Raw genomic sequence first — 24,387 nt, forward strand, 5'->3', positions numbered from 1 at the left:
ACTCCTAATGTGACCTCCACGACAGCGAACCCGTGGAGTGGTCATGACAACAACAATATCCCCCGACTCGCGATGGACGCGGCGGCGCAGCGAAAAGCAGCGGCGTCTCGAGCTGGTGCGAAGTCTTGCCGACGGTGTGGTGCTGCCCACCGATAACATCGTCGCGGCGCTGGAGGCGTTGATCCTGCCGGGCGACCGCGTGGTGCTCGAAGGCAACAACCAGAAGCAGGCGGATTTCCTTTCACGCTCCCTGGCCAAGGCCGACCCCGAGAAGTTGCATGACCTGCACATGATCATGCCCAGCGTCGGGCGCGCCGAGCATCTGGACCTGTTCGAACGCGGCATCGCGCGCAAGCTCGACTTCTCTTTCGCCGGCACCCAAAGCCTGCGCATCAGCCAGTTGCTCGAAGACGGCCTGCTGGAAATCGGCGCGATCCACACCTACATCGAACTCTACGCTCGGCTGGTGGTGGACCTGATTCCCAACGTCGTGCTCTCGGCCGGCTTCATGGCCGACCGCGCCGGCAACATCTACACCGGGCCGAGCACCGAAGACACCCCGGCACTGATCGAACCGGCGGCCTTCAGCGACGGCATCGTCATTGTCCAGGTCAATCAGTTGGTGGACGATGTCAGCGACCTGCCGCGCGTCGACATTCCCGCCTCCTGGGTCGACTTCGTGGTGGTGGCCGACAAGCCGTTCTACATCGAACCGCTGTTCACCCGCGACCCGCGGCACATCAAACCGGTGCACGTGCTGATGGCGATGATGGCGATCCGCGGCATCTACGAAAAACACAACGTGCAGTCGCTCAACCACGGCATCGGTTTCAACACCGCGGCCATCGAGCTGATCCTGCCGACCTACGGCGAATCCCTCGGGCTCAAAGGCAAGATCTGCCGCAACTGGACACTCAACCCGCACCCGACCCTGATTCCGGCGATTGAAAGTGGCTGGGTCGAAAGCGTGCATTGCTTCGGCACTGAACTGGGAATGGAGAACTACATTGCGGCGCGGCCGGATGTGTTCTTTACCGGGCGCGACGGTTCCCTGCGTTCCAACCGGATGTTCAGCCAACTGGCCGGGCAATACGCCGTGGACCTGTTCATTGGCGCGACCTTGCAGGTCGATGGCGACGGCCATTCCTCCACCGTGACCCGCGGGCGCCTGGCCGGTTTCGGTGGCGCGCCGAACATGGGCCACGACCCGCGCGGTCGTCGCCATGGCACCCCGGCCTGGCTCGACATGCGCAACACCGACGTGGCCGAGCCGATGCTCGAGCGCGGCAAGAAACTCGTGGTGCAGATGGTCGAGACCTTCCAGGAGGGCGGTAAACCGACCTTCGTCGAAACCCTTGATGCCGTTGATGTAGCGAAGAAAAGCGGCATGCCGCTGGCGCCGATCATGGTCTACGGCGACGACGTCACCCATTTGTTGACCGAAGAAGGCATCGCCTACCTGTACAAGGCGCGCTCGCTGGAAGAACGCCAGGCGATGATCGCCGCCGTCGCCGGGGTGACCGCCATCGGCCTGCGCCACAACCCCAAAGACACCGCGCGCATGCGCCGCGAAGGCCTGATCGCCTTGCCCGAAGACCTCGGCATCCGTCGCACCGACGCCACTCGCGAACTGCTCGCGGCGAAAAGCGTGGCCGATCTGGTGGAGTGGTCCGGAGGCCTCTACAACCCGCCCGCCAAGTTCAGGAGCTGGTAATGCACGCATTCAACCTGCAACCCAAAACCCTGAGCCTGGCCGAGCGGCTGGCGGACCAGGCGGTGGACGCGCTGATCGACGAGGCTGATCTGTCGCCGAAACCGGCACTGGTCGACCGCCGCGGCAATGGCGCCCACAGCGATTTGCACCTGGGGCTGATGCACGCTTCGGCGCTGTCCCTGTGGCCGGCCTTCAAGGCGATGGCCGATGCCGCGACAGCGTTCGGTGAGATCGGCTTGCCCCTGCGCGAAGCCGTCGGTCGCATCGGTCGCGAAGGCGAGCAAGCGATGCTCGACACCACGGGCGGCGTGAACACTCATCGCGGGGCGATCTGGGCCTTGGGCCTGTTGGTCACTGCCGCTGCGCTGGACCCTGAATCCACGGCTGCAAGCAGCGTATCGATTCGTGCGGCGCGCCTGGCGCTGCTCGACGACCGTTACGCGCCGCGTCCACTCAGTCACGGTGCTCAAGTCGCCCAACGCTACGGCGCACGGGGCGCCCGTGAAGAAGCGCAACTGGGGTTCCCGGCGGTGTTGCAACGCGCGTTGCCGCAACTCAAATGCAGCCGCGCCGCCGGCCATGGAGAACAGAACGCCCGGCTCGATGCGCTGCTGGCGATCATGACGAATCTGGCCGACACCTGCGTGCTTTATCGCGCTGGAGAACAAGGCCTGCACACCATGCAACTCGGCGCCCAGGCCGTGCTCGATGCTGGAGGTAGCGCCAGCCTCGCCGGACGTCGCCGCCTGCATGAGCTGGACCAACAACTCATCGCGTTGAATGCCTCGCCCGGTGGTGCTGCGGACCTGCTCGCAGCCTGCCTGTTCATCGACCGTATCGAGTCGGGCGACAGCCTCAAACAGGGAGCTTTCTGATGGAAACCTTATCTTTTGAATTTCCCGCCGGACAGCCGCCACGTGGCCGCACCCTGGTGGGTTGTGTCGGCTCGGGCGATCTGGAAGTGCTGATCGAACCGGGTCAGGCCGGCAAGCTGACGATCAACGTGCAGACCTCGGTCAATGGCAGCGAACAACGCTGGCAGCATCTGTTCGCACGGATGTTCGACGGCCAGACGCCGCCGGCGATGGACATCGACATCCACGATTTCGGCGCGACCCCCGGCGTGGTGCGCCTGCGTCTGGAGCAGGGTTTCGAGGAGATCGGCCATGACTGACAGCGCATCCCTGCTGAACAAGCACAGCTTCGTCGAACTCGGTGCGCGGCAACGGGCCAAGGCCCTGCTCGACGCCGGCACCTTTCGCGAACTGCTCGACCCCTTTCAACGGATCATGTCGCCGTGGCTGTCGCGCCAGGGCGTGGTGCCGCAAGCCGACGACGGCGTGGTGATCGCCAAGGGCAACCTTGATGGTTTGCCGGTGGTGATCGCCGCCATCGAAGGCGCGTTCCAGGGCGGTAGCCTGGGCGAAGTCGGCGGGGCAAAAATCGCCGGCGCACTGGAACTGGCCGCCGAAGACAACCGCAACGGCATCCCGACTCGCGCCGTGCTGCTGCTGGAAACCGGCGGCGTGCGTTTGCAGGAAGCCAACCTCGGCCTGGCAGCGATTGCCGACATCCACGCGGCGATTGTCGATTTGCAGCAGTACCAACCCGTGGTCGGCGTCGTGGCGGGCAGTGTCGGTTGCTTTGGCGGCATGTCGATTGCCGCCGGGTTGTGCAGCTACCTGTTGGTGACCCAGGAAGCGCGACTGGGCCTGAACGGCCCACAGGTGATCGAGCAGGAAGCCGGACTCGAGGAATACGACTCTCGCGACCGGCCCTTCATCTGGAGCCTGACCGGTGGCGAGCAGCGCTTCGCCAGTGGTCTGGTGGATCGCTATGTTGCCGACGACGTGGCGCAGATTCGCCAGCAGGTGGGTGAGTTGCTCCAGCAGGGTTTGCCGGCGCAATCACGCAGTCGTCAGGCCGAACTGTTCCTGCAACGCCTGGCGCGTCTGGACGCCGAACCGCAAATCGAGCCGTCCGTGGTTCGCGATCTGTACCAAGGAGAACGCCCATGAGCTCGTATTCCCTGCGTGGTTTGAACTGGTTCAACGCCTTGAGTGCCGGGGCGCAAGTGGTCGTCGAGGGTTTGCCGGCTTCGCTGAAGGTCGCGGACGGTGCGCTGGGCGATCAGCCTGTGCGTTTCATCGCGGTGGTGGCCGACCCGGAAAACCGCTTCGTCCGTGCACGCAATGGCGAAGTGGGTTTGCTAGAAGGCTGGGGCCTGGCCAAGGCGGTGGATGAAGTCATCGCCGCCGATCAGAACAAGGCCCGCAAACGCGCCCTGATCGCCATTGTCGATGTGCCAAGCCAGGCTTATGGTCGCCGCGAAGAAGCCCTCGGCATCCATCAGGCGCTGGCCGCAGCGGCGGGCAGTTACGCCCGTGCTCGTCTGGCCGGCCATGCAGTGATCGGTTTGCTGGTGGGCAAGGCAATGTCCGGGGCGTTCCTGGCCCACGGTTATCAGGCCAATCGCTTGATCGCTCTGCGCGATCCGGGGGTGATGGTGCATGCCATGGGCAAGGCGTCGGCGGCGCGGGTGACCTTGCGCAGCGTCGAAGAACTCGAAGCCCTGGCGGCCAGCGTGCCGCCGATGGCCTATGACATCGACAGCTATGCCAGCCTCGGGCTGCTGTGGGAAACCTTGTCGGTGGAGCAAATCGAGCAGCCGACTAAGGCGGATCTGGCGCGGGTGACCGAGTGCCTGGGGCAGGCGATGGGCGATATCGCCGAGAAGGGTGCAGATCTCAGCGGTCGTCTCGGTGCGGCCAATCGTGCGGCGTCGAGCAAGGTTCGCCAATTGCTGAGAGCACAGTGGTGAATGCGCTTCTGGCTCACGACCTGCTGTGGGGCATGACCCCACGGCAGTTGCCTGTGGATGCCCCGGCGTGGGTGATCGACTCGATCAGTGCCGGCCAGCCGGTGGTGGTCCGTCGCGCCTTGAGCGCGGCGGGGCAGGTGGCGGTGGGCGTGCGCGGGCCGTTGCGCGAGCAGCGGTTTGCCGCAGAGATGGAAGTTGCCGCCATCACGCGACGGGTGCGGCCGGAAGAACTTTGCCGTGTTCAAGGCCTGCGTGATTTCCCGGCGCTGCGTGCCTTGGCGCAACTGCGTTCGCACCTTGATGAGAGTGGCTGGGTCTGGGGTGTCAGCGGCAGTGCCGGGTTTGAGTTGGCCAGTGGGTTTGCCGCATTGCACGAGGGCAGCGACCTCGACCTGATCCTGCGAACGCCGCGGCCGTTGAGTCGTACCGACGCGCAGGCGCTGGTGGCCATTCTCGACACGGCCGTGTGCCGCGTGGACCTGCAGTTGCAGACCCCCTTGGGCGCCGTTGCCTTGCGCGAGTGGGCCGGCACTGCGTCGCGGGTCCTGTTGAAAAGTGCCACTCAGGCCAGTCTGGTCACTGCCCCGTGGCATCCACAGGAGCAGGCAGCGTGAGCAGCTTGCTGGTGTTCCCCGGCCAGGGTGCGCAGCAACCCGGCATGCTGGCGCGTTTGCCTCGGGAAACGTTGAACGAGGCGAGCGATTGGCTCGGTGAAGACGTGACGCAGCTGGATTCTGCCGAAGCACTGCGGTCGACGAGGGCGGTTCAGCTTTGCCTGCTGATCGCTGGCGTCGCCGCTTCACGCCAGTTGGCCATGGCCCCGGACTACGTGGCCGGCTTGTCGATCGGCGCATATCCGGCGGCAGTGGTGGCGGGTGCCTTGGGTTTCAGCGATGCGCTGCATCTGGTCAGCCTGCGCGGTGAGCTGATGCAGCAGGCTTATCCACAGGGCTACGGCATGACCGCGATCATCGGTCTGGAGCTGGCCACGGTGGAAGATTTGTTGGTGCAGGTTCACAGCGCTGATGCGCCGGTTTATCTGGCCAATATCAACGCCGATAACCAGGTGGTGATTGCCGGCAGCGACGCGGCGATGAAAACGGTCGCGGAGTTGGCGAAAGGTTGCGGGGCCGGCCTGGCCAAGCGTCTGGCAGTGAGCGTGCCGTCCCACTGCCCATTGCTTGAAGCACCCGCGCAACAGTTGGCCGAAGCCTTCGCCAAGGTGCCGCTGCAAACCCCGAAGGTGGGCTACCTGAGCGGCAGCCGTGCGCGTCCGCTGATCAAGCCTGAAGCCTTGCGTGACGACCTGGCTTTCAACATGTGCCGCATCGTCGACTGGCGCGGCACGGTACAAAGCGCCTACGAGCGCGGCGTACGTCTACAGATCGAACTGCCGCCCGGTGCGGTGCTGACCGGGCTGGCGCGCCGGGTGTTCGAGCAGGGCAGCGTGATTGCCTTTGACGGTGCGCGGCTCGATACCCTGCAGGCGCTGATGCGTGAGGAGGGAAGCCGCCACTCCTAAAACTCAGGCTTCGAACAACAAAAACAACATTCGAAATGCACTTTGAGGACTACGACAATGATTATTTACGGTGTGGCGCTGTTGGCGATCTGTACGCTGGCAGGGGTGATCATGGGTGACATGCTCGGCGTGTTGCTGGGTGTGAAATCAAACGTCGGCGGCGTCGGGATCGCGATGATCCTGCTGATTTGCGCACGGTTGTGGATGCACAGGCGTGGCGGCATGACCCGGGAGTGCGAGATGGGCGTCGGCTTCTGGGGCGCGATGTACATCCCGGTGGTGGTGGCGATGGCGGCGCAACAGAACGTGGTCACGGCGCTGCACGGTGGTCCGGTGGCGGTGCTGGCGGCGATCGGTTCGGTGGTGGTTTGCGGTTGCACCATTGCCCTGATCAGCCGGACCCACAAAGGCGAACCCTTGCCCGATGAACCGGCGGATGTAACGCCGGTTGGCGCACCGGCAGGAGGTCGCTGATATGTGGGATCTGATCAAGAGCGGTTTGGAACACAACGGTCTGGTCACCGCATTCGCCTTCGTCGGCGTGATCATGTGGGTGTCAGTGGTGATCTCCAAACGCCTGACCTTCGGACGCATCCACGGTTCGGCGATTGCCATCGTCATTGGCCTGGTGCTGGCCTGGGTTGGCGGAACGATGACCGGCGGGCAAAAGGGCCTGGCGGACTTGACGCTGTTTTCCGGCATCGGCCTGATGGGTGGCGCCATGCTGCGGGACTTCGCCATCGTCGCCACGGCATTCGAGGTGCAGGCCACGGAAGCGAGAAAGGCCGGTTTGATCGGCGTGATCGCGCTGCTGTTGGGCACTGTGCTGCCGTTTATCGTCGGCGCGTGCATGGCCTGGGTATTTGGTTACCGCGATGCGGTGAGCATGACCACCATTGGCGCCGGTGCGGTGACTTACATCGTCGGCCCAGTGACCGGAGCCGCGATTGGCGCCAGTTCCGATGTGGTGGCGCTGTCGATTGCCACCGGCCTGATCAAGGCGATCCTGGTAATGGTGGGCACGCCGATGGCAGCGCGCTGGATGGGCCTGGACAACCCGCGTTCGGCGATGGTGTTCGGTGGGTTGGCTGGTACGGTCAGCGGCGTGACCGCCGGCTTGGCGGCGACGGACCGGCGCCTGGTGCCTTATGGCGCGCTAACGGCCACGTTCCACACCGGGCTTGGCTGTCTGCTGGGGCCTTCGCTGTTGTTCTTCATTGTTCGCGGGATTGTGGGCTAGGTTCAGGGGCTGAGTTGTCGGGTCTGACGCTTTCGCGAGCAAGCCCGCTCCCACATTTGGAATGCGGTCGAATGTGGGAGCGGGCTTGCTCGCGAAGAGGGCGACACGGTTTCAAGCCTGGCGATTGGCATACATCCGACACTCCGCCAGCAATGCCAGCAGGTTCGGATCACGCTCCTTGGCCTTCAGGAACACCACGCCAATGTGTTGCTGCAAGCGGTACTTTTCCTGCAACGGGATCAGCTTCACCCGGTTCTCGTACACCGCCGCAATCCGCCCCGGCAGCAACGCATAACCCACGCCCGAACTGACCATGCTCAGCAGGGTGAAGATGTCGTTGACCTGCATCGCCACCTTCGGCTCGAACCCTGCCTGCTCGAATACCCGCTTGCCGTCCTGATGGGTGGCGAAGCCCTGGGTCAGGGTGATGAAGGTTTCGTCGCGGACTTCGGCCAGGTCGACTTCAGTCCGTTGGGCAAACTTTGAATCGGCGGGGGTGGCGAGGAAGATGTCGTCGGAAAACAGCGGGATCTGCTCGCAATCCGGATCGTTGACACTCTCGTCCAGCGACACGAGGGCCGCATCGACTTCCATGTTCTTGAGCTTGTAGAGCAGGTCGATGTTGGAGCCCAGAATCAGGTCGATGTTGAGTTCGCTGCGGCGGATTTTCAGGCCCATGATCAGTTGCGGCACGGTCTTCACCGTCAGCGAATACAGCGAGCCCAACTTGAAACGCTCGGCCGAGAACCCGGCGGCCTCGCGGGTCAGGCGCACGCTTTCGACGACATCCTGAATCAGCTTCTGCGCCCGCTCTTCCAGCACGTAAGCGCTTTCCAGCGGTGTGAGGTTGCGGCCTTCGTGCTTGAACAACGGGCAGCGCAAGGCACTTTCCAGGGAATGGATCGCCCGATGCACGCTGACATTGCTGGTCTGCAATTCGGCGGCGGCGCGTGCCAGGTTGCCGGTACGCATGAAGGCCAGGAACACCTCGAGTTTTTTCAGGGTCAACTCTTCATCGATCAGCATGGGGCGGACTCTTTTTGGTATCGGTCAATTGTGCCCGTTAAACACTGAGCGTTGTAGGAGCTGCCGAAGGCTGCGATCTTTTGATCTTGATTTTCGCTGCCCTTGAAGCTGCTGAAGATCAAAAGATCGCAGCCTTCGGCAGCTCCTACACGGGATTGCGCTATACGGAAAGATTGCGCTTTTAACCTTGAGGCCTGAGCCTTGCGCGTTGCGCTGATGAAATTTGAGGTGAGCACCACATGTATCACGGAGAAAGACTGAACGCCTGGACGCATCTGGCCGGGGCGGTGGCGGCGTTTATCGGCGGGGTGTGGCTGATTGTGCTGGCCAGTCTCGACGGCAGCCCGTGGAAGATTGTCAGCATGGCGATCTACGCCTTTACCTTGCTGGTGCTTTACAGCGCATCGACCGTGTACCACAGCGTGCGCGGGCGCAAGAAAGCGATCATGCAGAAGGTCGATCACTTCTCGATCTACCTGTTGATCGCCGGCAGCTACACGCCCTTCTGCCTGGTGACCCTGCGCGGGCCGTGGGGCTGGACCTTGTTCGGGATTGTCTGGGGGCTGGCGCTGATCGGCATCCTGCAAGAGATCAAGCCGCGTTCGGAGGCGCGGATTCTGTCGATCGTGATTTATGCGGTGATGGGCTGGATCGTGCTGGTGGCGGTCAAGCCGCTGCTCGCGGCGCTGGGCGGCGCCGGGTTTGCGTGGTTGGCCTCGGGCGGGGTGTTGTACACGGTGGGGATTATCTTTTTTGCCCTGGATCATCGCCTGCGCCATGCCCACGGGATCTGGCATCTGTTCGTGATCGCCGGGAGCTTGCTGCACTTTGTGGCGATTTTCTTTTATGTCCTTTAAGGCTGTACCGGGGCCAACCGATCCAGTTGCTCCCGGGCTCGGCGGCTGAATACCTGCAACAGGTCGTTCAAGGTATGGGGCGGCGGTTCGGCGGCACGGGTCACTGCGTACAGGGTGATGGGTAACGGCGGTGCCAGAGGGCGGATCATTGTGTTGGCGGGAGAGGCGCCAAGGGCAGTGAACGGATCGATCACCGCCAAGCCCGCGCCGGATTCCACCATCGCCCGTGCCAGTGAGTAGGTTTGCACGGCGATGCGTACCCGGGGCGGCGGTTCGACCGCTTCCAGGTAACTGTCGAGCCGCGCGGCCAGTGGGTCGGCGCTGGACAAGCCGATCAGCGGCGCATCCGCCAGCGCCATCAGCGGCAACGGTTTACCCACCTCTTCCTGAGGCCAGTAACCACTCGGCGCCAGCGCCACCAGCACGCCGGACGCCAGCGCCTGGGCCTTGAGCCCCGGGTGATCCGGGCGTTGCAGGGTCAGGGCGACATCCACTTCGCGCATCAACAGGTTCTGCACCAGTTCGCGACTGTGGGCACTGGAGAGTTCGCAAGCGATGTCCGGGTAACGCCCGGTCCATTCGTGAATGGCCGGCGGCAGCAACGACAGGGCAAGCGCCGGGGTGGCACCGATGCGCAGGCTGTGGCCCGGTTCGCGGCGCAGGCTCTGCGCCAGGCGTCGCACGCCTTGCAGGCTTTCACTGACCTTGTCCACTTCACGCTCCAGCTCCAGCGCTTCCGGCGTCGCCTGCAACTTGCCGCGTACCCGCAGGAACAGCGGGAAACCCAATTGTTGCTCGGCGTGCTGCAACACCTTGCTCACCGCCGGCTGCGAGACATGCAGCAATTGCGCGGCAGCGCTGATCGAACCGGTCTGGCGGATGGCCTGGAAAATCTCGATATGGCGAAGGCGCATGGCAAGTCCATAACCTTTGTTTATGGGTTTGCCATCTTTATGCATTGTTCAACGTCTGTCACCTGGCTCTAACCTTGGCCTCGTCTTCACAACGGTTTTAAGGACGGACATGGCTCAGCGTGTGTGCATCATCGGTGGCGGTGTGATTGGCCTGGCAACGGCCTATGCGCTGGTGCGCGACGGCTTTGAAGTGACGGTGGTCGAGGCACGGGATTCGCTGGGCAGCGAAACCAGCTTCGCCAACGGCGGCCAGTTGTCCTATCGCTATGTCGCGCCCCTGGCCGACGCCGGTGTGCCTTTACAAGCCATTGGCTGGATGCTGCGCGGCGACTCACCATTGAAGCTGCGCCCGCGCTTTGACCCGGCCCAGTGGCGCTGGATGGCATCGTTCCTCGGCGCCTGCCGGCGCTCGGTCAACCGCGAGAACGCCTCGCACCTGCTGCGCCTGGCGCTGTTCAGCCAGGACACATTGAAGTCCTGGCGCGAGGACGATGGGCTGACGGGATTCCAGTGGCGGCGCAATGGCAAACTGGTGACTTTCCGCCAGAACAGCAGCTTCGAGCGTGCGCGCCAGAGCCTGGCCGACCCGCAGCAACAGCAGGTGTTGTCGCCGGCCGAATGCGCGCAACTGGAACCGGCGCTGATCGATGCGCCCTTTGTCGGGGCGATCTACACCCCGGACGAAGAGGTGGGCGACTGCCACGGTTTTTGCCAGCAACTGGCCGCCCGGCTGCAAGCGTCCGGCCGTTGCGAGTTTCGTCTCGGGCAAGCGGTAACCGGCATCCGCCACAGCAACGGCAGCGTCAACGCCATCGAACTGGGCGAGCAAGTACTGCCGGTCGATCAACTGGTGATCGCCGCCGGTCACCGCAGTCCGCTGTTGGCGCTTCCCGGGCTGCAACTGCCACTTTATCCGCTCAAGGGCTACAGCCTGACCGTGCCGATCGGCGCCGGTCACCGGGCGCCGGACGTGAGCATCACCGACTACGACCGCAAGATCGTCTATGCCCGCATCGGCAAGCAATTGCGAGTGGCGGCAATGGTCGACATTGTCGGCTTCGACCCTGCTTTGGACCCCAAGCGCCTGGCGCTGATCAAGCGTCAGGCCCATGACACCTTTCCAGATGCCGGCGCCTATGACGAAGCCGTCGAGTGGGCTGGCATGCGCCCGGCCACCCCTAGCGGCGTGCCGTTGCTGGGCGCGACGGCGTATCGCAACCTGTGGCTCAACCTCGGCCACGGCGCGCTGGGTTTCACCCTGGCATGTGGCAGCGGGCGCTTGCTCAGCGAACTGATCGGCGAGCGCCAGCCGTCCATTGACCTTCAGGGTTTCAGCCACCGGGCCGCCTGAATACTGATTTCTGAAGAGGACACTGCAATGACCATTACCCGACTGCACAGCAACCCGCGCCTGTCTGGCGCCGTGACCTTTGGCGACCTGGTGTTTCTCTCCGGGCAGGTGCCGGGCGATGCCCGGGATGCCAGCGGCCAGACCCGTGAAGTGCTGGCGAAAATCGATACCTTGCTGGCCGAGGCGGGCAGCGACAAGGATCATCTGCTCAGTGCGACCATTTACCTGAAGAACATCACCGAGGATTTCGCCGCGATGAACGAGGTCTGGTCGGCCTGGCTATCGCCGGGGCAGGCACCGAGCCGCACCACCGTGCAGGCCGAACTGGCCCGTCCGCAGGTGCTGGTGGAAATCACCGTCATCGCTGCACGCGTCTGATAAACCAACACCCACAACGGAGAATAACAATGCAAAAAATCACGTTGCTCGCTTGTACGCTTGGCCTGTTGCTCGGCAGTCAGGTTCAAGCCAATGAAGCGCCGCTGACCGGCACCCTGAGCAAAATCGCCAGCGCCAACAGCATCACCCTGGGCTATCGCGATGCTTCGGTGCCGTTCTCCTATGTGGGCGATCACAGCGGCAAGCCGATGGGTTACTCGGTGGATCTGGCGGGCAAGATCGTCGAGCGCATCCAGCAGCAACTGGCGCTGCCGGACTTGAAGGTGAAGTACAACCTGGTGACCTCGCAGACCCGTATTCCACTGGTGCAAAACGGCACCGTGGATCTGGAGTGCGGCTCCACCGGCGTGACCGCCGAACGACAGAAGCAGGTGGCGTTCTCTTATGGTTTCATCTACGTCAAAGGCCAGTTGCTGACCGCGAAGGACAGCGGGATCAAGAGCTTCGCTGACCTGCGCGGCAAGAACGTGGTGACCACCGCCGGCACCACCAACGAGCGCTTCCTGAAAAGCTACAACGTCGATCACAAGATCGACATGTTCGTGATCAGCGCCAAGGACCACGGCGAAGCCTTCCAGATGCTGCAGTCGGGCCGGGCGGTGGCGTTCTACATGGACGACGCGCTGCTCTATGGCGAGCGCGCAAAGGCCAACGACCCGCACAAATGGGTGGTGGTCGGGGAGGAGCAATCGCGGGAGATCTACAGCTGCATGGTACGCAAGGACGATCCGCAGTTCCTGGCGCTGGTCAACGGTGCGTTGGCGGATCTGTACAGCTCGGGCGAGATCAATGGCATCTACAAACGCTGGTTCGAGCAGCCGATCCCGCCGAAGGGTTTGAACCTTGAATTCCCGATGACCAGCGAACTCAAGGCGATCATTGCCAAACCGGTGAGTGATCCGGTGCAGTAGCAGCCAGATCGGCCTCTAGACCGTGTCGCGGCCATTCGCGAGCAAGTCGGATCGCCGCACCGCCGCTCCCACAGAATGCGTTCCAATGTGGGAGCGAGCCTGCTCGCGATGAAGCCCTAGAAGTCACCCCAAAGCTGCTGAGCCACCGCCAGTGCAACAACCGGCGCCGTCTCGGTACGCAGCACTCGTGGACCGAGGCGGGCGGCGTGGAAGCCGCCGGCCTTGGCCTGATCGACTTCGGCATCGGACAAACCACCCTCCGGGCCGATCAGGAATGCCAGACTTGAAGGCTTGGCATGGCTCACCAGCGGTTCGGCCACCGGATGCAGCACCAGCTTCAACTCGGCTTGCGTCTGCTTCAACCAGTCAGCCAGCAACAGCGGTGGATGAATCAGCGGTACCCGTGAACGGCCGCATTGCTCGCAAGCGCTGATCGCCACCTGACGCCAGTGCAGCAGGCGTTTGTCGGCGCGCTCGTCCTTGAGCCGGACTTCGCAGCGTTCGGTGAAGATCGGGGTGATTTCGCTGACGCCCAGTTCCGTGGCTTTCTGAATCGCCCAGTCCATGCGCTCGCCCCGGGACAGGCCCTGGCCGAGATGGATTTGCAGCGGCGATTCAATCTGCCCGGTGAAGCTTTCATCAATCTGCACCACCACGCGCTTTTTGCCGACTTCGACCAACCGGGCGCGAAACTCCTGGCCCGAGCCGTCGAACAATTGCAACGCATCGCCCTCGGCCATGCGCAGCACACGGCTGATGTAATGGGCCTGGGCTTCGGGCAACTCGTGCTCGCCGGTGCTCAGGGGGGCGTCGATGAAGAAGCGGGACAGTCTCATGATGAATCTCTAAAAATTGGATCGGAGTCGCATTTGTGGCTGACGGGCCTCTGTGGCGAGGGGGCTTGCCCCCGTTCGGCTGCGAAGCAGTCGTAAATCGGCCATTGCGTTTTAACTGATGTAACGCAATTGCCGAATTTGGGGTCGCTACGCGACCCAACGGGGGCAAGCCCCCTCGCCACAAGGGTTCTCCGTTGGCCTTAGCCCGGATCACGGAACCCCGGATGGAAGTCCTTCGGCACCGCCACGCTGACGCTGTCACGGGTGGCGATGTCGATCCCTTCACTGGCCACTTCGGCCAGGAAGTCGATCTGTTCCGGGGTGATCACGTACGGCGGCAGGAAATACACCACGCTGCCCAATGGGCGCAGTAAAGCACCGCGCTCCAGGGCGTGCTGGAACACCTTCAGGCCACGGCGTTCCTGCCACGGGTAAGCCTCTTTGCTGGCCTTGTCCTTGACCATCTCGATGGCCAGCACCATGCCGGTCTGGCGCACTTCGGACACGTTCGGGTGATCCACCAGATGCACCGTCGACGAGGCCATACGCTGCGCCAGGGCCTTATTGTTCTCGATGACGTTGTCTTCTTCGAAGATGTCCAGCGTCGCCAGGGCCGCCGCGCACGCCAGCGGGTTGCCGGTATAGCTGTGGGAGTGCAGGAAGGCGCGCAGGGTCGGGTAGTCGTCGTAGAAGGCGCTGTAGACTTCGTCTGTGGTCATGCACGCCGCCAGTGGCAGATAGCCGCCGGTCAGGGCCTTGGACAGGCACAGGAAGTCCGGGCGGATGCCGGCCTGTTCGCAGGCGAACATCGTCCCGGTGCGGCCGAAACCGACGGCGATTTCGTCGTGGATCAGGTGCACGCCGTAGCGATCGCAGGCTTCGCGCAGCAGCTTGAGGTACACCGGGTGGTACATGCGCATGCCGCCGGCGCCCTGGATTAGCGGCTCGACAATGACTGCAGCCACGCTGTCATGGTTCTCGGCCAGGGTCTGTTCCATCGCGGCGAACATGTTGCGCGAGTGTTCTTCCCAGCTCATGCCCTCGGGACGCTGGTAGCAGTCCGGGCTCGGCACTTTGATGGTGTCCATCAACAGCGCCTTGTAGGTCTCGGTGAACAGCGGCACGTCGCCCACCGACATCGCCGCCATGGTTTCGCCGTGGTAGCTGTTGGTCAGGGTGACGAAGCGCTTCTTGCCCGGCTGACCGCGATTGAGCCAGTAGTGAAAGCTCATTTTCAGCGCGACTTCGATACAGGACGAGCCATTATCGGCGTAGAAACACCGGGTCAGGCCTTCCGGCGTCATCTTCACCAGGCGCTCGGACAACTCGATCACCGGTTGATGACTGAAACCGGCAAGGATCACATGTTCGAGCTGATCGACCTGGTCCTTGATGCGCTGATTGATCCGCGGGTTGGCGTGCCCGAACACATTGACCCACCAGGAGCTGACCGCATCGAGGTAGCGTTTGCCTTCGAAGTCTTCCAGCCACACGCCTTCCCCGCGTTTGATCGGGATCAGCGGCAGTTGTTCGTGATCTTTCATCTGGGTGCAGGGGTGCCACAACACGGCGAGATCGCGTTGCATCCACTGATTATTCAGGCCCATTTTCACTCTCCTGGAGGCGGTCCGTGACCTGCGCGGACAAACAATCGGGCAAGCCTATGCAATGCGTGCCACGGGGACAACCCATTGTGTCGAAAGAGCTACTTTGTCCTGGCCGATAGACGTTGCTGGCAGGTGCCTGATAGCTGACGTATCCTTCGCGCTTCTTGAGCCGTCTGGCTCGCAAAAACTGCTGTTTTCCTCGTGTGATTCCGGAGTTCGCTGAATGTCTGTCGGTTGGCTGCGCGCCTGTGCGCTGGTGGTGTTGGGGCTGTTCAGCGTGTCTGCGCTGGCCAAGGATAAAACCGCGATCGTGATCGGCGGCGGCCTGTCGGGCCTGACTGCCGCGTACGAGCTGCAGAGCAAGGGCTGGCAGGTCACCCTGCTGGAAGCCAGGTCAAGCCTGGGCGGTCGTTCCGGCATGGCCACCAGCGAGTGGATCGGCAACGACAAGACCCAGCCGGTGCTGAACAAGTACGTATCGAACTTCAAGCTGAGCACCACGCCGGCCCCTGAATTCGTGCGGACCCCAGGCTACCTGATCGATGGCGAGTATTTCTCTGCCGCCGATCTGGCGACCAAACAACCGGCCACCGCCGAGGCGCTCAAGCGCTACGAAAAGACCCTGGATGATCTGGCGCGCTCGATCGATGACCCGCAGAACCCGGCCGCCAACAACACCTTGCACGCGCTGGATCAAGTCAACGTGTCGAGCTGGCTCGACAAACAGAACCTGCCGGCCACCGCCCGCCAGTTGATCAACCAGCAGATCCGTACCCGCTACGACGAACCTTCGCGCTTGTCGCTGCTGTACTTCGCGCAGCAGAGCCGCGTCTACCGTGGCGTCTCCGATCGTGACCTGCGTGCTTCGCGCCTGGTCGGTGGCAGCCCGGTGCTGGCCCAGGCCCTGGTCAAGCAGTTGAAAACCATCAAGACCAACTCCCCGGTCTCGGCGATCATTCAGGATAAGGACGGCGTGACCGTCAAAGTCGATGGCGTTGGCTATCAGGCTGACTACGTGGTGTTGGCCGTGCCATTGCGCGCCCTGAACAAGATCCAGATGACCCCGGCGCTGGACGCCCAGCACCTGGCGGCGATCAAGGGCACCAACTACGGCTGGCGCGACCAGATCATGCTGAAGTTCAAGACGCCGGTGTGGGAAAGCAAGGCGCGCATGTCCGGCGAGATCTACAGCAACACCGGCCTGGGCATGTTGTGGATCGAGCCTGCCCTGAAGGGTGGCGCCAACGTGGTGATCAACCTGTCCGGCGACAATGCGCGGGTGATGCAGGCGTTCGGCGACAAGCAGATGGTCGATCAGGTGTTGATCCGCCTGCACGCGTTCTATCCACAGGCCCGTGGTTCGTTCACCGGTTATGAAATCCGTCGCTACAGCACTGACCCGTCGACTGGTGGCGCCTACCTGGCCTTCGGCCCGGGCCAGATCAGCAAGTTCTGGCGTCTGTGGGAACGCCCGATTCAGCGCGTAACCTTCGCTGGCGAACACACCGATACCCTGTATCCGGGCACCCTGGAAGGCGCGCTGCGCACCGGTCAGCGTGCAGCCAGCCAGGTTGAAGACCTGGCGGCGGGCAAGTCGTTCGAGCCGGCCAAAGTAGCCCCGGCAGCGGCTGCTGCGGCAGGCGCTGGTGCGGTGGCGGCGAAGAAGGGCAACTTCTTCAGCAACCTGTTCGGCGGCTCGGATGACGAGAAGAAGCCGGAACCGGCCAAGGCACCTGAGCCTGTTGCACCGCCAACACCTGCTCCGGCGCCAGCCTCCGCCGCGCCGGCACCGGTGGAAGCACCGAAGCCTGCGGCACCGGTAAAAACCGAGCCAGCCAAGAAGGCTCCGGCCAAAACACCAGCCAAGCCGGCCGCCAAGACCGAAGCGAAAAAAGCCCCGGTCAAGGCACCCGCCAAGAAAGCCGAGCCGGCCAAGAAGCCAGTGGCTAAACCGGCTGCGACTCCGGCAACGGATGCCAAGGCGCAGTAACGTTCAGGCGTAAAAAAAGCGCGGCTCAAGGGTCGCGCTTTTTTTTGCCTGGAAAAAGCCGGGACCAGAATCGAATAAATCTTTTGATACAGGTGTTCTCTGGTTTGTATTCACTTTTTCTCACAATTTCGACTTTAATCTTTCCTTAACTCGCAGGCTTCAGACTGTTGATCGTATTTTTCGATATTTCAAAGCAAATTTTTCCGCTTTAATTCGATAGATAACTCGATACTCTTGGGCCAGCAATTACAAGGATCCAGGCAATGCAGCTACGTAACTCTTCCTCCCGCTACGGCTGGGTCAGCATCCTCATGCACTGGGGCGTGGCGCTGGCCGTGTTCGGTTTGTTCGCGCTTGGGTTGTGGATGGTCGGGCTCGACTACTACAGCACCTGGCGCAAAGATGCGCCGGACCTGCACAAGAGCATCGGCCTGGTGGTGCTGGGTGTGATGCTGCTGCGGGTACTGTGGCGCTTCATCAGCCCGCCGCCGCCAACCCTGGCCAGCTACAGCCGCATGACGCGCCTCGGCGCAAAGTTCGGTCATGGCTTTCTGTACCTCAGTCTGTTTGCCGTGTTGATTGCCGGTTACCTGATTTCCACCGCAGAAGGTGTCGGTATCCCGGTGTTTGGCTTGTTTGAAGTTCCTGCTCTGGTATCCGGATTGCCGGACCAGGCAGATACCGCTGGCGCGATTCACCTCTATCTGGCGTGGGTGCTGGTAATTTTTTCCGGCCTCCATGCGTTGGCAGCATTGAAACACCACTTTATCGACCGTGATGTGACCCTCAAGCGAATGCTGGGTCGCAAAGCCTGAAGTTCAACCTCGACTCCCAAGGAAAACAAAGCATGTTGAAAAAGACTCTGGCCGCTCTGGCAATCGGTTCGGCCCTGTTGTCCGCTGGTAACGTAATGGCCGCTGACTACGTGGTCGACAAAGAAGGCCAGCATGCCTTCGTCGACTTCAAAATCAGCCATCTGGGTTACAGCTTCATCACCGGTACTTTCAAGGACATCGACGGCAAGTTCAGCTTCGACGCTGCCAAGCCTGAAGACAGCAAGATCGAGTTCAACGTGAACACCGCCAGCGTGTTCACCAACAACGCCGAGCGTGACAAGCACATCGCCAGCAAAGACTTCCTGAACGCCAGCAAAGCCACGTTTGTTTCCACCAGCGTCAAACCCACCGGCAAAAACGCCGCTGGCAAGGACACTGCTGACGTGGCTGGCGACCTGACGATCCTCGGTGTAACCAAGCCAATCGTGGTCAAGGCCACTTTCCTGGGTGAAGGCAAGGATCCATGGGGCGGCTACCGTGCAGGCTTTGAGGGTACTTTCAGCCTCAAGCGTTCCGATTTCGGCAAGCAGAAAGACCTGGGCCCATCGTCCGATGCGGTTGAGATGTACGTGAGCTTCGAAGGTGTCAAAGCGAAATAACTTTCGCCGCTGACAAAAAAAACGCCCGCTGCTCCCCGAGCGCGGGCGTTTTTTATTGCCGTACACATGCTCCTACACAAGCGGGTTGGTGTGCCAAAAAAAATGCCCCGGACCTTGCGGTTCGGGGCATTTTTTTATTGCAGCGATAACTCAGCGATTGCGGGTCAGCAATGCCGGTTTTTCACCACGAGGACGGCTTGGCAGTTGATCCAGCTGCTCAGGTGTCGGGAAGCGGTCGGCTTTCGATTCCTTGTGCATGATCTTCGGTGCCGGGCCACGCGGGTTCTGCACGGCCGGTTCCGAACGAGGCTGGTCGTCACGGGCCGGGCGGCGATTGCGTGAGTCTTCGCGGCGGGCCTGGCCATCGCGCGGTGCGCCACTGCGAGGACCGTTACGCTTGGCCGGCGGGGTGCCGGTGCTGGCGCCATCGCTGTTGCGCGGACCGTTCTGGCGACCTTGTGGCTTGCCGGAACGTGGAGTGCCTGCGGCGGTGCCCTGTGCCGGAGCACCCGGACGGCGACCACGGCCTTGCGCGGGTTTCTGCTGCGGTACGTAGTCGACGCGGTTACCGAAGTTATCGATATCGTCGTCCAGGAACTCGTCCGGGGCACGGTCAGCGGCGGCACGTGGCGGTTGGCTCGGACGCTGTTCGCGAGCCGGAGTGCCTTCACGTGGCTTTTGCTGACGGGCAGGGCGCTCGCCGCGTTCGCCGGCCGGTTTTTCCTTGCCCTTGTCCTTGCCTTTGTCCTTGCGACCACCGCCGCCACCGCTGCCGTTCGGGCCGTCGCCACGCGGGCCACGCGGATTGCGCGGGTTGCGCATGTCCGGTCGTTCGCGCACTTCAGGCTTTTCGGCCTCGATGGTGCTTGCATCGAAGCCCATCAGGTCGCCGTCGGCGATTTTCTGCTTGGTCATGCGTTCAATGCTTTTCAGCAGTTTTTCTTCGTCCGGGGCGACCAGCGAAATCGCCTCGCCCGAACGACCGGCACGACCGGTACGGCCGATACGGTGCACGTAGTCTTCATCGACATTCGGCAGTTCGAAGTTGACCACGTGTGGCAACTGGTCGATGTCCAGGCCGCGGGCGGCGATGTCGGTGGCCACCAGGATGCGCACGGTGCCGGCCTTGAAGTCGGCCAGGGCTTTGGTGCGGGCGTTCTGGCTCTTGTTGCCGTGGATCGCGACGGCGCTCAGGCCGTGCTTGTCCAGGTACTCGGCCAGGCGGTTGGCGCCGTGCTTGGTGCGGGTGAACACCAGCACCTGTTCCCAGGCGCCAGCGGTGATCAGGTGCGCCAGCAAGGCACGCTTGTGGCTGGCCGGCAGGCGGAATACGCGCTGTTCGATACGCTCGACCGTGGTGTTCGGCGGCGTGACTTCGATGCGTTCCGGGTTGTGCAGCAGCTTGCCGGCGAGGTCGGTGATGTCCTTGGAGAAGGTCGCCGAGAACAGCAGGTTCTGGCGTTTGGCCGGCAGGCGGGCCAGGACCTTTTTCACGTCATGGACAAAGCCCATGTCGAGCATGCGGTCGGCCTCGTCCAGCACGAGGATTTCCACGTGGGACAGATCGACGCTGCCTTGACCGGCCAGGTCGAGCAGGCGGCCAGGGCAGGCCACCAGCACGTCTACGCCACGGGACATGGCCTGAACCTGCGGGTTCATGCCGACACCACCGAAGATGCAGGCGCTGACGAACTTCAGGTCACGGGCATAGACCTTGAAGCTTTCATGCACTTGCGCGGCGAGTTCGCGAGTCGGGGTCAGGACCAGCACGCGCGGCTGGCGCGGGCCGTGACGCTGGGATTTGTCCGGGTGACCGTTAGGGAACAACCGCTCCAGGATCGGAAGGGCGAAACCGCCGGTTTTACCAGTACCTGTCTGTGCCGCGACCATCAGGTCGCGACCTTGCAACACGGCGGGAATGGCCCGCTGTTGCACCGGAGTAGGCTCGGTATAGCCCGCTGCCTCGATGGCGCGGACTAAAGCCTCGGAGAGACCGAGGGAAGCAAAGGACATGAGTAATCCTGTTTTAGTTAGGGCTTGGCCCAATGGGAGTCTTGCCTGGCGCGAATGGCGTTTAAGAGGACGCAATCCCGTCCGGTCCTGCTGGGTCTCGAAGGCTCGTCTGCAAGCGCTCGCGCGGGCTGAAAGCTGCGCAGTAGCGGGGTTGAGATGCCTTTAACGATTCCGGGCGTCCGGGCGTGAGCCTGGCGGGAAGGCCGGAGTATAACAGAGCAATCACTGCGCGCCGCTTTCCTGCTGCTCAACGGTTTTTTCCGTGGCGGCCGTGGTCTTTTCAGTTTTCATGTTGACGGCCGGTTCCGCGCCATAGCGGGCACTCAGTTCGGCGTAGGCGGGCTCGCGCTTGAAGCGTTTGAGTTCGGCACCGAAACGTTGCACCAGCAAGTCCATGCCCGCATTGCGCCGCACCGCGAGAAACTGGCTTTGCTGGCTGATGATCGTCGGGTTTTCGGTGATCTTGTCGCGGATGCCCAGTTCATCGAGCAAATGCTGGCCGACCCGGCGGTCGGTAATCAACAGGTCAATCCGCCCGCGCAGCAGTTTGCCGAAGTTGGCTTCGTGGGTGGGCGCCGGCTCGCGAGTGAACAGCGTGGAGTCGCTGAAGTCCTTGCTGTACAGGTAACCCGGCGAGGTGCCGATGGTCAGGCCGCGCAAGTCATCAAGGGTGCGAAACGGATGGGGCCGGTCATTGGCGTAGAACAACACGAACTGCACTTCAGACAGCGGTTCGCTGGGGTAGAGAAGGGTCGCATCACGCTCATCGCTGTGAAAGATGTCCAGCGCGCCGTCGGCCTGGCCTGATTCAAGCATCGACAGGCAGCGTTTCCATGGCAGGAACTGCCACTCCACTTCGATGCCCAGGCGGTTGAAGACAATGGCGGTGGTTTCGTAGTCCAGGCCCAGTGACTTGCCGTTGTCCTCGTACACATAAGGCGCCCACGGCTCCGTGACAATGCGCAACTTCTCGCCCCGGGCGGCGAAGCTCAGGCAAGTGAAGGCAAGTACGGCGATTAACTGCGTGATCAAAGGCATGGGCTTGAGATTACGACGAGAAACCGGAAAGAGCCAGAAACTCACCGCAGATGCTCTAACTCGGTGGATTGCTGCACATTTATAGTGCGTTGAAGCAAAAAAATCGCAGCCCACGAAAGCTCCTGTAGGAGCTGCCGCAGGCTGCGATCTTTTGATCTTGCTTTGCTTAACGCGGCAACTTCAGGTTGTTCCACACCGCCAGGCTCGCTTCAGCCTGGTTCAGCGTGTAGAAGTGCAGCCCTGGAGCGCCACCCTGCAGCAGTTGTTCGCACATCTCGGTGATGACCTGTTCGCCAAAGCGCTGAATGCTCTGGGTGTCGTCGCCGTAAGCTTCCAGTTGCTTGCGGATCCAGCGCGGGATCTCCGCACCGCAGGCATCGGAGAAGCGCGCCAGCTTGCTGTAGTTGGTGATCGGCATGATGCCCGGCACGATCGGGATGTCCACGCCCAATGCCCGCACGCGTTCCACGAAGTAGAAGTAGCAGTCGGCGTTGAAGAAGTACTGGGTGATCGCGCTATCGGCGCCGGCGTTGGCCTTGCGCACGAAGTTGGCGACATCGTCTTCGAAGTTGCGCGCTTGCGGATGCATTTCCGGGTAGGCGGCGACTTCGATGTGGAAATGGTCGCCGGTTTCTTCACGAATGAATTCAACCAGGTCATTGGCGTGGCGCATTTCGCCACTGGCCATGCCCATGCCCGAAGGCAGGTCACCGCGCAGGGCGACGATACGCTTGATGCCGGCGGCCTTGTACTGGGCCAGCAGACCACGCAGGTCGTCTTTGCTGTCGCCCACGCAGGACAGGTGCGGAGCGGCAGGGATTTTGACTTCGCTTTCCAGCTGCAACACGGTGTTCAGCGTGCGATCACGGGTCGAACCGCCGGCGCCATAGGTGCAGGAGAAGAAATCGGGGTTGTAGAGGGCCAGCTGACGAGCAGTGGCGAGCAGCTTTTCATGCCCAGCATCGGTCTTCGTAGGGAAGAACTCGAAGCTGTAGCGACGATCTTGGGACATGGGAATACCCTTGAAAACGCGTAAGCCTGTGAGGCTTGCATATCCCATGTGGGAGCGGGCTTGCCCGCGAAGGCGGTGGGTCAGTCGACATTAATGTTGAATGATAAACCGCCTTCGCGAGCAAGCCCGCTCCCACAGGGAGAGCAGGCAGCAGATCCGATCAGTAGCGGTAAGCGTGCGGCTTGAACGGACCTTCGACGGTCACGCCGATGTAGTCGGCCTGGGTCTTGGTCAGTTGAGTCACAACGCCGCCGAAGCCACGGACCATTTCCAAGGCCACTTCTTCGTCGAGTTTCTTTGGCAGTACTTCAACAGTCAGGCGCTCGGCTTTTTGGGCTGGCGACAGGTCGGCGTACTTCTGGCCGAACAGGAAGATCTGCGCCAGAACCTGGTTGGCGAACGAACCGTCCATGATGCGGCTCGGGTGGCCGGTGGCGTTGCCCAGGTTAACCAGGCGGCCTTCGGCCAGCAGGATCAGGTAGTCGTCGTTCTGTGGGTCGAAATCGCCAGCGCCGGTGCGGTGGATCTTGTGAACCTGTGGCTTCACTTCTTCCCATGCCCAGTTCTTGCGCATGAAAGCGGTGTCGATTTCGTTGTCGAAGTGGCCGATGTTGCAGACAACAGCGCGCTTCTTCAGGGCCTTGAGCATGTTCGAATCGCAAACATTGACGTTGCCGGTGGTGGTCACGATCAGGTCGATCTTGCCCAGCAGTGCCTTGTCGATGCTGGCTTCGGTACCGTTGTTGATACCGTCGATGAACGGCGAAACCACTTCGAAGCCGTCCATGCAGGCTTGCATGGCGCAGATCGGGTCGACTTCGGAAACCTTGACGATCATGCCTTCCTGACGCAGGGACTGAGCGGAACCCTTGCCCACGTCACCGTAGCCGATGACCAGCGCTTGCTTGCCGGACAGCAGGTGGTCGGTGCCGCGCTTGATGGCATCGTTCAGGCTGTGACGGCAGCCGTACTTGTTGTCGTTCTTGCTCTTGGTCACCGAGTCGTTGACGTTGATGGCCGGGATTTTCAGCTCGCCCTTGGCCAGCATGTCCAGCAGGCGGTGAACGCCGGTGGTGGTCTCTTCGGTCACGCCGTGGACGCGATCCAGAACCTGTGGGTACTTCTTGTGCAGCAGTTCGGTCAGGTCGCCGCCGTCGTCGAGGATCATGTTGGCGTCCCATGGCTGGCCATCCTTGAGGATGGTCTGCTCCAGGCACCACTCGTACTCTTGTTCGGTTTCACCTTTCCAGGCGAAAACCGGGATGCCGGCTGCGGCGATGGAAGCGGCGGCCTGATCCTGAGTCGAGAAAATGTTGCAGGACGACCAGCGCACTTCGGCACCCAGGGCAACCAGGGTTTCGATCAGCACGGCAGTCTGAATGGTCATGTGGATGCAGCCGAGGATCTTCGCGCCCTTGAGCGGTTGCTCTTCGGAGTACTTGCGGCGCAGACCCATCAGGGCTGGCATTTCGGACTCGGCGATGATGGTTTCGCGACGGCCCCAGGCAGCCAGGGACATGTCGGCGACTTTGTAATCGGTAAAATCTGCAGGCGTGATAACAGCGCTCATGAAGAGCCTCCATTCGTAATGTATGCGAATGGGCGCCGTTGTGCGTTTAGTGTCTGGCTTATGGCCAGGCAACGCCCCATCCGAGCCTGACAGGTCGAACCTGCTGCAGCGCCCCTCGGACAGGTGGCGGG

General features: G+C 62.2%; 24 protein-coding genes and 1 riboswitch. Of the genes, 16 read left to right on the top strand and 8 right to left on the bottom strand.

All coding sequences use genetic code 11. From position 1 onward, the window contains the following. Positions 1 to 43 precede the first annotated feature (43 nt). The 9 genes from mdcA to madM are packed head-to-tail and all read left to right on the top strand — an operon-like array spanning position 44 to position 7,297. The gene (mdcA, locus tag PMI26_RS12905) at positions 44 to 1,714 is read left to right on the top strand and encodes a malonate decarboxylase subunit alpha (RefSeq protein ID WP_007975422.1); all 1,671 of its coding nucleotides are present in this window, start codon (positions 44 to 46) and stop codon (positions 1,712 to 1,714) included. After that, positions 1,714 to 2,589, top strand: coding sequence for a triphosphoribosyl-dephospho-CoA synthase (locus PMI26_RS12900; protein ID WP_007975423.1), 876 nt, complete (start codon positions 1,714 to 1,716; stop codon positions 2,587 to 2,589). Before mdcA ends, PMI26_RS12900 begins: the two co-directional genes overlap by 1 nt. After that, the gene (locus tag PMI26_RS12895) at positions 2,589 to 2,888 is read left to right on the top strand and encodes a malonate decarboxylase subunit delta (RefSeq protein WP_007975424.1); all 300 of its coding nucleotides are present in this window, start codon (positions 2,589 to 2,591) and stop codon (positions 2,886 to 2,888) included. The genes PMI26_RS12900 and PMI26_RS12895 overlap by 1 nt, the downstream gene beginning before the upstream one ends. Further along, positions 2,881 to 3,732, top strand: coding sequence for a biotin-independent malonate decarboxylase subunit beta (locus PMI26_RS12890; RefSeq protein WP_007975426.1), 852 nt, complete (start codon positions 2,881 to 2,883; stop codon positions 3,730 to 3,732). The genes PMI26_RS12895 and PMI26_RS12890 overlap by 8 nt, the downstream gene beginning before the upstream one ends. Further along, complete coding sequence (mdcE, locus tag PMI26_RS12885; RefSeq protein WP_007975427.1) at positions 3,729 to 4,535, top strand: biotin-independent malonate decarboxylase subunit gamma; 807 nt, start codon at positions 3,729 to 3,731, stop codon at positions 4,533 to 4,535. Before PMI26_RS12890 ends, mdcE begins: the two co-directional genes overlap by 4 nt. Then, the gene (locus PMI26_RS12880; protein ID WP_007975428.1) at positions 4,529 to 5,149 is read left to right on the top strand and encodes a malonate decarboxylase holo-ACP synthase; all 621 of its coding nucleotides are present in this window, start codon (positions 4,529 to 4,531) and stop codon (positions 5,147 to 5,149) included. Before mdcE ends, PMI26_RS12880 begins: the two co-directional genes overlap by 7 nt. After that, on the top strand, positions 5,146 to 6,057 hold the full coding sequence (mdcH, locus tag PMI26_RS12875; protein WP_007975429.1) for a malonate decarboxylase subunit epsilon: 912 nt from the start codon (positions 5,146 to 5,148) through the stop codon (positions 6,055 to 6,057). Before PMI26_RS12880 ends, mdcH begins: the two co-directional genes overlap by 4 nt. A 57-nt stretch (positions 6,058 to 6,114) precedes the next feature. Further along, positions 6,115 to 6,531 carry a malonate transporter subunit MadL gene (gene madL, locus PMI26_RS12870; protein WP_007975430.1) on the top strand — a complete coding sequence of 139 codons (417 nt, stop codon included), beginning with the start codon at positions 6,115 to 6,117 and terminating at the stop codon, positions 6,529 to 6,531. Between the two features lies 1 nt (position 6,532). Then, positions 6,533 to 7,297 carry a malonate transporter subunit MadM gene (gene madM, locus PMI26_RS12865; protein WP_007975431.1) on the top strand — a complete coding sequence of 255 codons (765 nt, stop codon included), beginning with the start codon at positions 6,533 to 6,535 and terminating at the stop codon, positions 7,295 to 7,297. 111 nt (positions 7,298 to 7,408) lie between these two features. On the opposite strand, the gene PMI26_RS12860 is transcribed toward madM, so the two are convergent. Then, positions 7,409 to 8,323, bottom strand: coding sequence for a LysR family transcriptional regulator (locus PMI26_RS12860; RefSeq protein ID WP_007975432.1), 915 nt, complete (start codon positions 8,321 to 8,323; stop codon positions 7,409 to 7,411). A 239-nt stretch (positions 8,324 to 8,562) separates the two neighbouring features. On the opposite strand from PMI26_RS12860, the gene trhA reads away from it, so the two are divergent. Then, complete coding sequence (trhA, locus tag PMI26_RS12855) at positions 8,563 to 9,180, top strand: PAQR family membrane homeostasis protein TrhA (RefSeq protein ID WP_007975433.1); 618 nt, start codon at positions 8,563 to 8,565, stop codon at positions 9,178 to 9,180. On the opposite strand, the gene PMI26_RS12850 is transcribed toward trhA, so the two are convergent. Then, positions 9,177 to 10,094: a LysR family transcriptional regulator gene (locus PMI26_RS12850; protein WP_007975435.1), complete on the bottom strand. Its 918-nt coding sequence runs from the start codon at positions 10,092 to 10,094 to the stop codon at positions 9,177 to 9,179. The genes trhA and PMI26_RS12850 overlap by 4 nt on opposite strands. Positions 10,095 to 10,203: 109 nt before the next feature. Between PMI26_RS12850 and PMI26_RS12845 the strand changes: the two genes are divergently transcribed. Genes PMI26_RS12845 through PMI26_RS12835 form a run of 3 tightly spaced genes read left to right on the top strand, consistent with a single transcriptional unit; the run spans position 10,204 to position 12,755 of the window. After that, positions 10,204 to 11,445, top strand: a complete 1,242-nt coding sequence (locus PMI26_RS12845; RefSeq protein WP_007975436.1) for a D-amino acid dehydrogenase — start codon at positions 10,204 to 10,206, stop codon at positions 11,443 to 11,445. Between the two features lie 27 nt (positions 11,446 to 11,472). Next, positions 11,473 to 11,823, top strand: coding sequence for a RidA family protein (locus PMI26_RS12840; protein ID WP_007975437.1), 351 nt, complete (start codon positions 11,473 to 11,475; stop codon positions 11,821 to 11,823). 29 nt (positions 11,824 to 11,852) lie between these two features. Beyond that, a complete protein-coding gene (locus tag PMI26_RS12835; RefSeq protein ID WP_007975438.1) occupies positions 11,853 to 12,755 on the top strand; it encodes a transporter substrate-binding domain-containing protein in 903 nt (300 codons plus the stop codon). A gap of 116 nt (positions 12,756 to 12,871) precedes the next feature. Here the strand turns inward: PMI26_RS12835 and PMI26_RS12830 are convergent, their stop codons facing one another. After that, the gene (locus PMI26_RS12830; protein ID WP_007975439.1) at positions 12,872 to 13,591 is read right to left on the bottom strand and encodes a 16S rRNA (uracil(1498)-N(3))-methyltransferase; all 720 of its coding nucleotides are present in this window, start codon (positions 13,589 to 13,591) and stop codon (positions 12,872 to 12,874) included. Between the two features lie 200 nt (positions 13,592 to 13,791). Beyond that, the gene (locus PMI26_RS12825) at positions 13,792 to 15,198 is read right to left on the bottom strand and encodes an adenosylmethionine--8-amino-7-oxononanoate transaminase (protein WP_007975440.1); all 1,407 of its coding nucleotides are present in this window, start codon (positions 15,196 to 15,198) and stop codon (positions 13,792 to 13,794) included. Positions 15,199 to 15,421: 223 nt separating this feature from the next. Here PMI26_RS12825 and PMI26_RS12820 point away from each other — a divergent pair, with 223 nt between their 5' ends. The 3 genes from PMI26_RS12820 (at position 15,422) to PMI26_RS12810 (ending at position 18,623) form a co-directional block, all read left to right on the top strand. Next, the gene (locus PMI26_RS12820; RefSeq protein WP_007975442.1) at positions 15,422 to 17,188 is read left to right on the top strand and encodes an FAD-dependent oxidoreductase; all 1,767 of its coding nucleotides are present in this window, start codon (positions 15,422 to 15,424) and stop codon (positions 17,186 to 17,188) included. A 263-nt stretch (positions 17,189 to 17,451) separates the two neighbouring features. Continuing rightward, positions 17,452 to 18,003: a cytochrome b gene (locus PMI26_RS12815; RefSeq protein WP_007975444.1), complete on the top strand. Its 552-nt coding sequence runs from the start codon at positions 17,452 to 17,454 to the stop codon at positions 18,001 to 18,003. Between the two features lie 32 nt (positions 18,004 to 18,035). Beyond that, on the top strand, positions 18,036 to 18,623 hold the full coding sequence (locus PMI26_RS12810; protein ID WP_007975445.1) for a YceI family protein: 588 nt from the start codon (positions 18,036 to 18,038) through the stop codon (positions 18,621 to 18,623). 150 nt (positions 18,624 to 18,773) lie between these two features. Here the strand turns inward: PMI26_RS12810 and PMI26_RS12805 are convergent, their stop codons facing one another. From PMI26_RS12805 to ahcY, 4 genes are all read right to left on the bottom strand, one after another. Beyond that, entirely contained in the window at positions 18,774 to 20,636 is a 1,863-nt protein-coding gene (locus PMI26_RS12805; RefSeq protein WP_007975446.1) for a DEAD/DEAH box helicase, read from the bottom strand. A gap of 222 nt (positions 20,637 to 20,858) precedes the next feature. Next, positions 20,859 to 21,674: a substrate-binding periplasmic protein gene (locus PMI26_RS12800; protein ID WP_007975447.1), complete on the bottom strand. Its 816-nt coding sequence runs from the start codon at positions 21,672 to 21,674 to the stop codon at positions 20,859 to 20,861. A 166-nt stretch (positions 21,675 to 21,840) separates the two neighbouring features. Next, positions 21,841 to 22,686 (bottom strand): methylenetetrahydrofolate reductase [NAD(P)H], encoded by an 846-nt coding sequence (gene metF, locus PMI26_RS12795; RefSeq protein WP_007975449.1) that lies wholly within the window; start codon positions 22,684 to 22,686, stop codon positions 21,841 to 21,843. A 160-nt stretch (positions 22,687 to 22,846) separates the two neighbouring features. Continuing rightward, entirely contained in the window at positions 22,847 to 24,256 is a 1,410-nt protein-coding gene (gene ahcY, locus PMI26_RS12790; RefSeq protein WP_007975450.1) for an adenosylhomocysteinase, read from the bottom strand. 23 nt (positions 24,257 to 24,279) lie between these two features. Then, a riboswitch (S-adenosyl-L-homocysteine riboswitch) is annotated at positions 24,280 to 24,379 on the bottom strand. Positions 24,380 to 24,387 lie beyond the last annotated feature (8 nt).

It is taken from the genome of Pseudomonas sp. GM33, from assembly GCF_000282295.1.
Classification (GTDB): domain Bacteria; phylum Pseudomonadota; class Gammaproteobacteria; order Pseudomonadales; family Pseudomonadaceae; genus Aquipseudomonas; species Aquipseudomonas laurylsulfatiphila.

What these genes read in the sequence shown, in the direction of transcription:
- mdcE (WP_007975427.1), top strand. Translation starts at nt 3,729, where the DNA reads ATGAGCTCGTATTCCCTGCGTGGTTTGAACTGGTTCAACGCCTTGAGT.
- ahcY (WP_007975450.1), bottom strand. Translation starts at nt 24,256, where the DNA reads ATGAGCGCTGTTATCACGCCTGCAGATTTTACCGATTACAAAGTCGCC.
- PMI26_RS12850 (WP_007975435.1), bottom strand. Translation starts at nt 10,094, where the DNA reads ATGCGCCTTCGCCATATCGAGATTTTCCAGGCCATCCGCCAGACCGGT.
- PMI26_RS12890 (WP_007975426.1), top strand. Translation starts at nt 2,881, where the DNA reads ATGACTGACAGCGCATCCCTGCTGAACAAGCACAGCTTCGTCGAACTC.
- PMI26_RS12835 (WP_007975438.1), top strand. Translation starts at nt 11,853, where the DNA reads ATGCAAAAAATCACGTTGCTCGCTTGTACGCTTGGCCTGTTGCTCGGC.
- PMI26_RS12825 (WP_007975440.1), bottom strand. Translation starts at nt 15,198, where the DNA reads ATGGGCCTGAATAATCAGTGGATGCAACGCGATCTCGCCGTGTTGTGG.
- PMI26_RS12840 (WP_007975437.1), top strand. Translation starts at nt 11,473, where the DNA reads ATGACCATTACCCGACTGCACAGCAACCCGCGCCTGTCTGGCGCCGTG.
- PMI26_RS12845 (WP_007975436.1), top strand. Translation starts at nt 10,204, where the DNA reads ATGGCTCAGCGTGTGTGCATCATCGGTGGCGGTGTGATTGGCCTGGCA.
- PMI26_RS12900 (WP_007975423.1), top strand. Translation starts at nt 1,714, where the DNA reads ATGCACGCATTCAACCTGCAACCCAAAACCCTGAGCCTGGCCGAGCGG.
- PMI26_RS12895 (WP_007975424.1), top strand. Translation starts at nt 2,589, where the DNA reads ATGGAAACCTTATCTTTTGAATTTCCCGCCGGACAGCCGCCACGTGGC.
- madM (WP_007975431.1), top strand. Translation starts at nt 6,533, where the DNA reads ATGTGGGATCTGATCAAGAGCGGTTTGGAACACAACGGTCTGGTCACC.
- PMI26_RS12860 (WP_007975432.1), bottom strand. Translation starts at nt 8,323, where the DNA reads ATGCTGATCGATGAAGAGTTGACCCTGAAAAAACTCGAGGTGTTCCTG.
- PMI26_RS12830 (WP_007975439.1), bottom strand. Translation starts at nt 13,591, where the DNA reads ATGAGACTGTCCCGCTTCTTCATCGACGCCCCCCTGAGCACCGGCGAG.
- mdcA (WP_007975422.1), top strand. Translation starts at nt 44, where the DNA reads ATGACAACAACAATATCCCCCGACTCGCGATGGACGCGGCGGCGCAGC.
- metF (WP_007975449.1), bottom strand. Translation starts at nt 22,686, where the DNA reads ATGTCCCAAGATCGTCGCTACAGCTTCGAGTTCTTCCCTACGAAGACC.
- madL (WP_007975430.1), top strand. Translation starts at nt 6,115, where the DNA reads ATGATTATTTACGGTGTGGCGCTGTTGGCGATCTGTACGCTGGCAGGG.
- PMI26_RS12815 (WP_007975444.1), top strand. Translation starts at nt 17,452, where the DNA reads ATGCAGCTACGTAACTCTTCCTCCCGCTACGGCTGGGTCAGCATCCTC.
- trhA (WP_007975433.1), top strand. Translation starts at nt 8,563, where the DNA reads ATGTATCACGGAGAAAGACTGAACGCCTGGACGCATCTGGCCGGGGCG.
- PMI26_RS12800 (WP_007975447.1), bottom strand. Translation starts at nt 21,674, where the DNA reads ATGCCTTTGATCACGCAGTTAATCGCCGTACTTGCCTTCACTTGCCTG.
- PMI26_RS12810 (WP_007975445.1), top strand. Translation starts at nt 18,036, where the DNA reads ATGTTGAAAAAGACTCTGGCCGCTCTGGCAATCGGTTCGGCCCTGTTG.
- PMI26_RS12805 (WP_007975446.1), bottom strand. Translation starts at nt 20,636, where the DNA reads ATGTCCTTTGCTTCCCTCGGTCTCTCCGAGGCTTTAGTCCGCGCCATC.
- PMI26_RS12820 (WP_007975442.1), top strand. Translation starts at nt 15,422, where the DNA reads ATGTCTGTCGGTTGGCTGCGCGCCTGTGCGCTGGTGGTGTTGGGGCTG.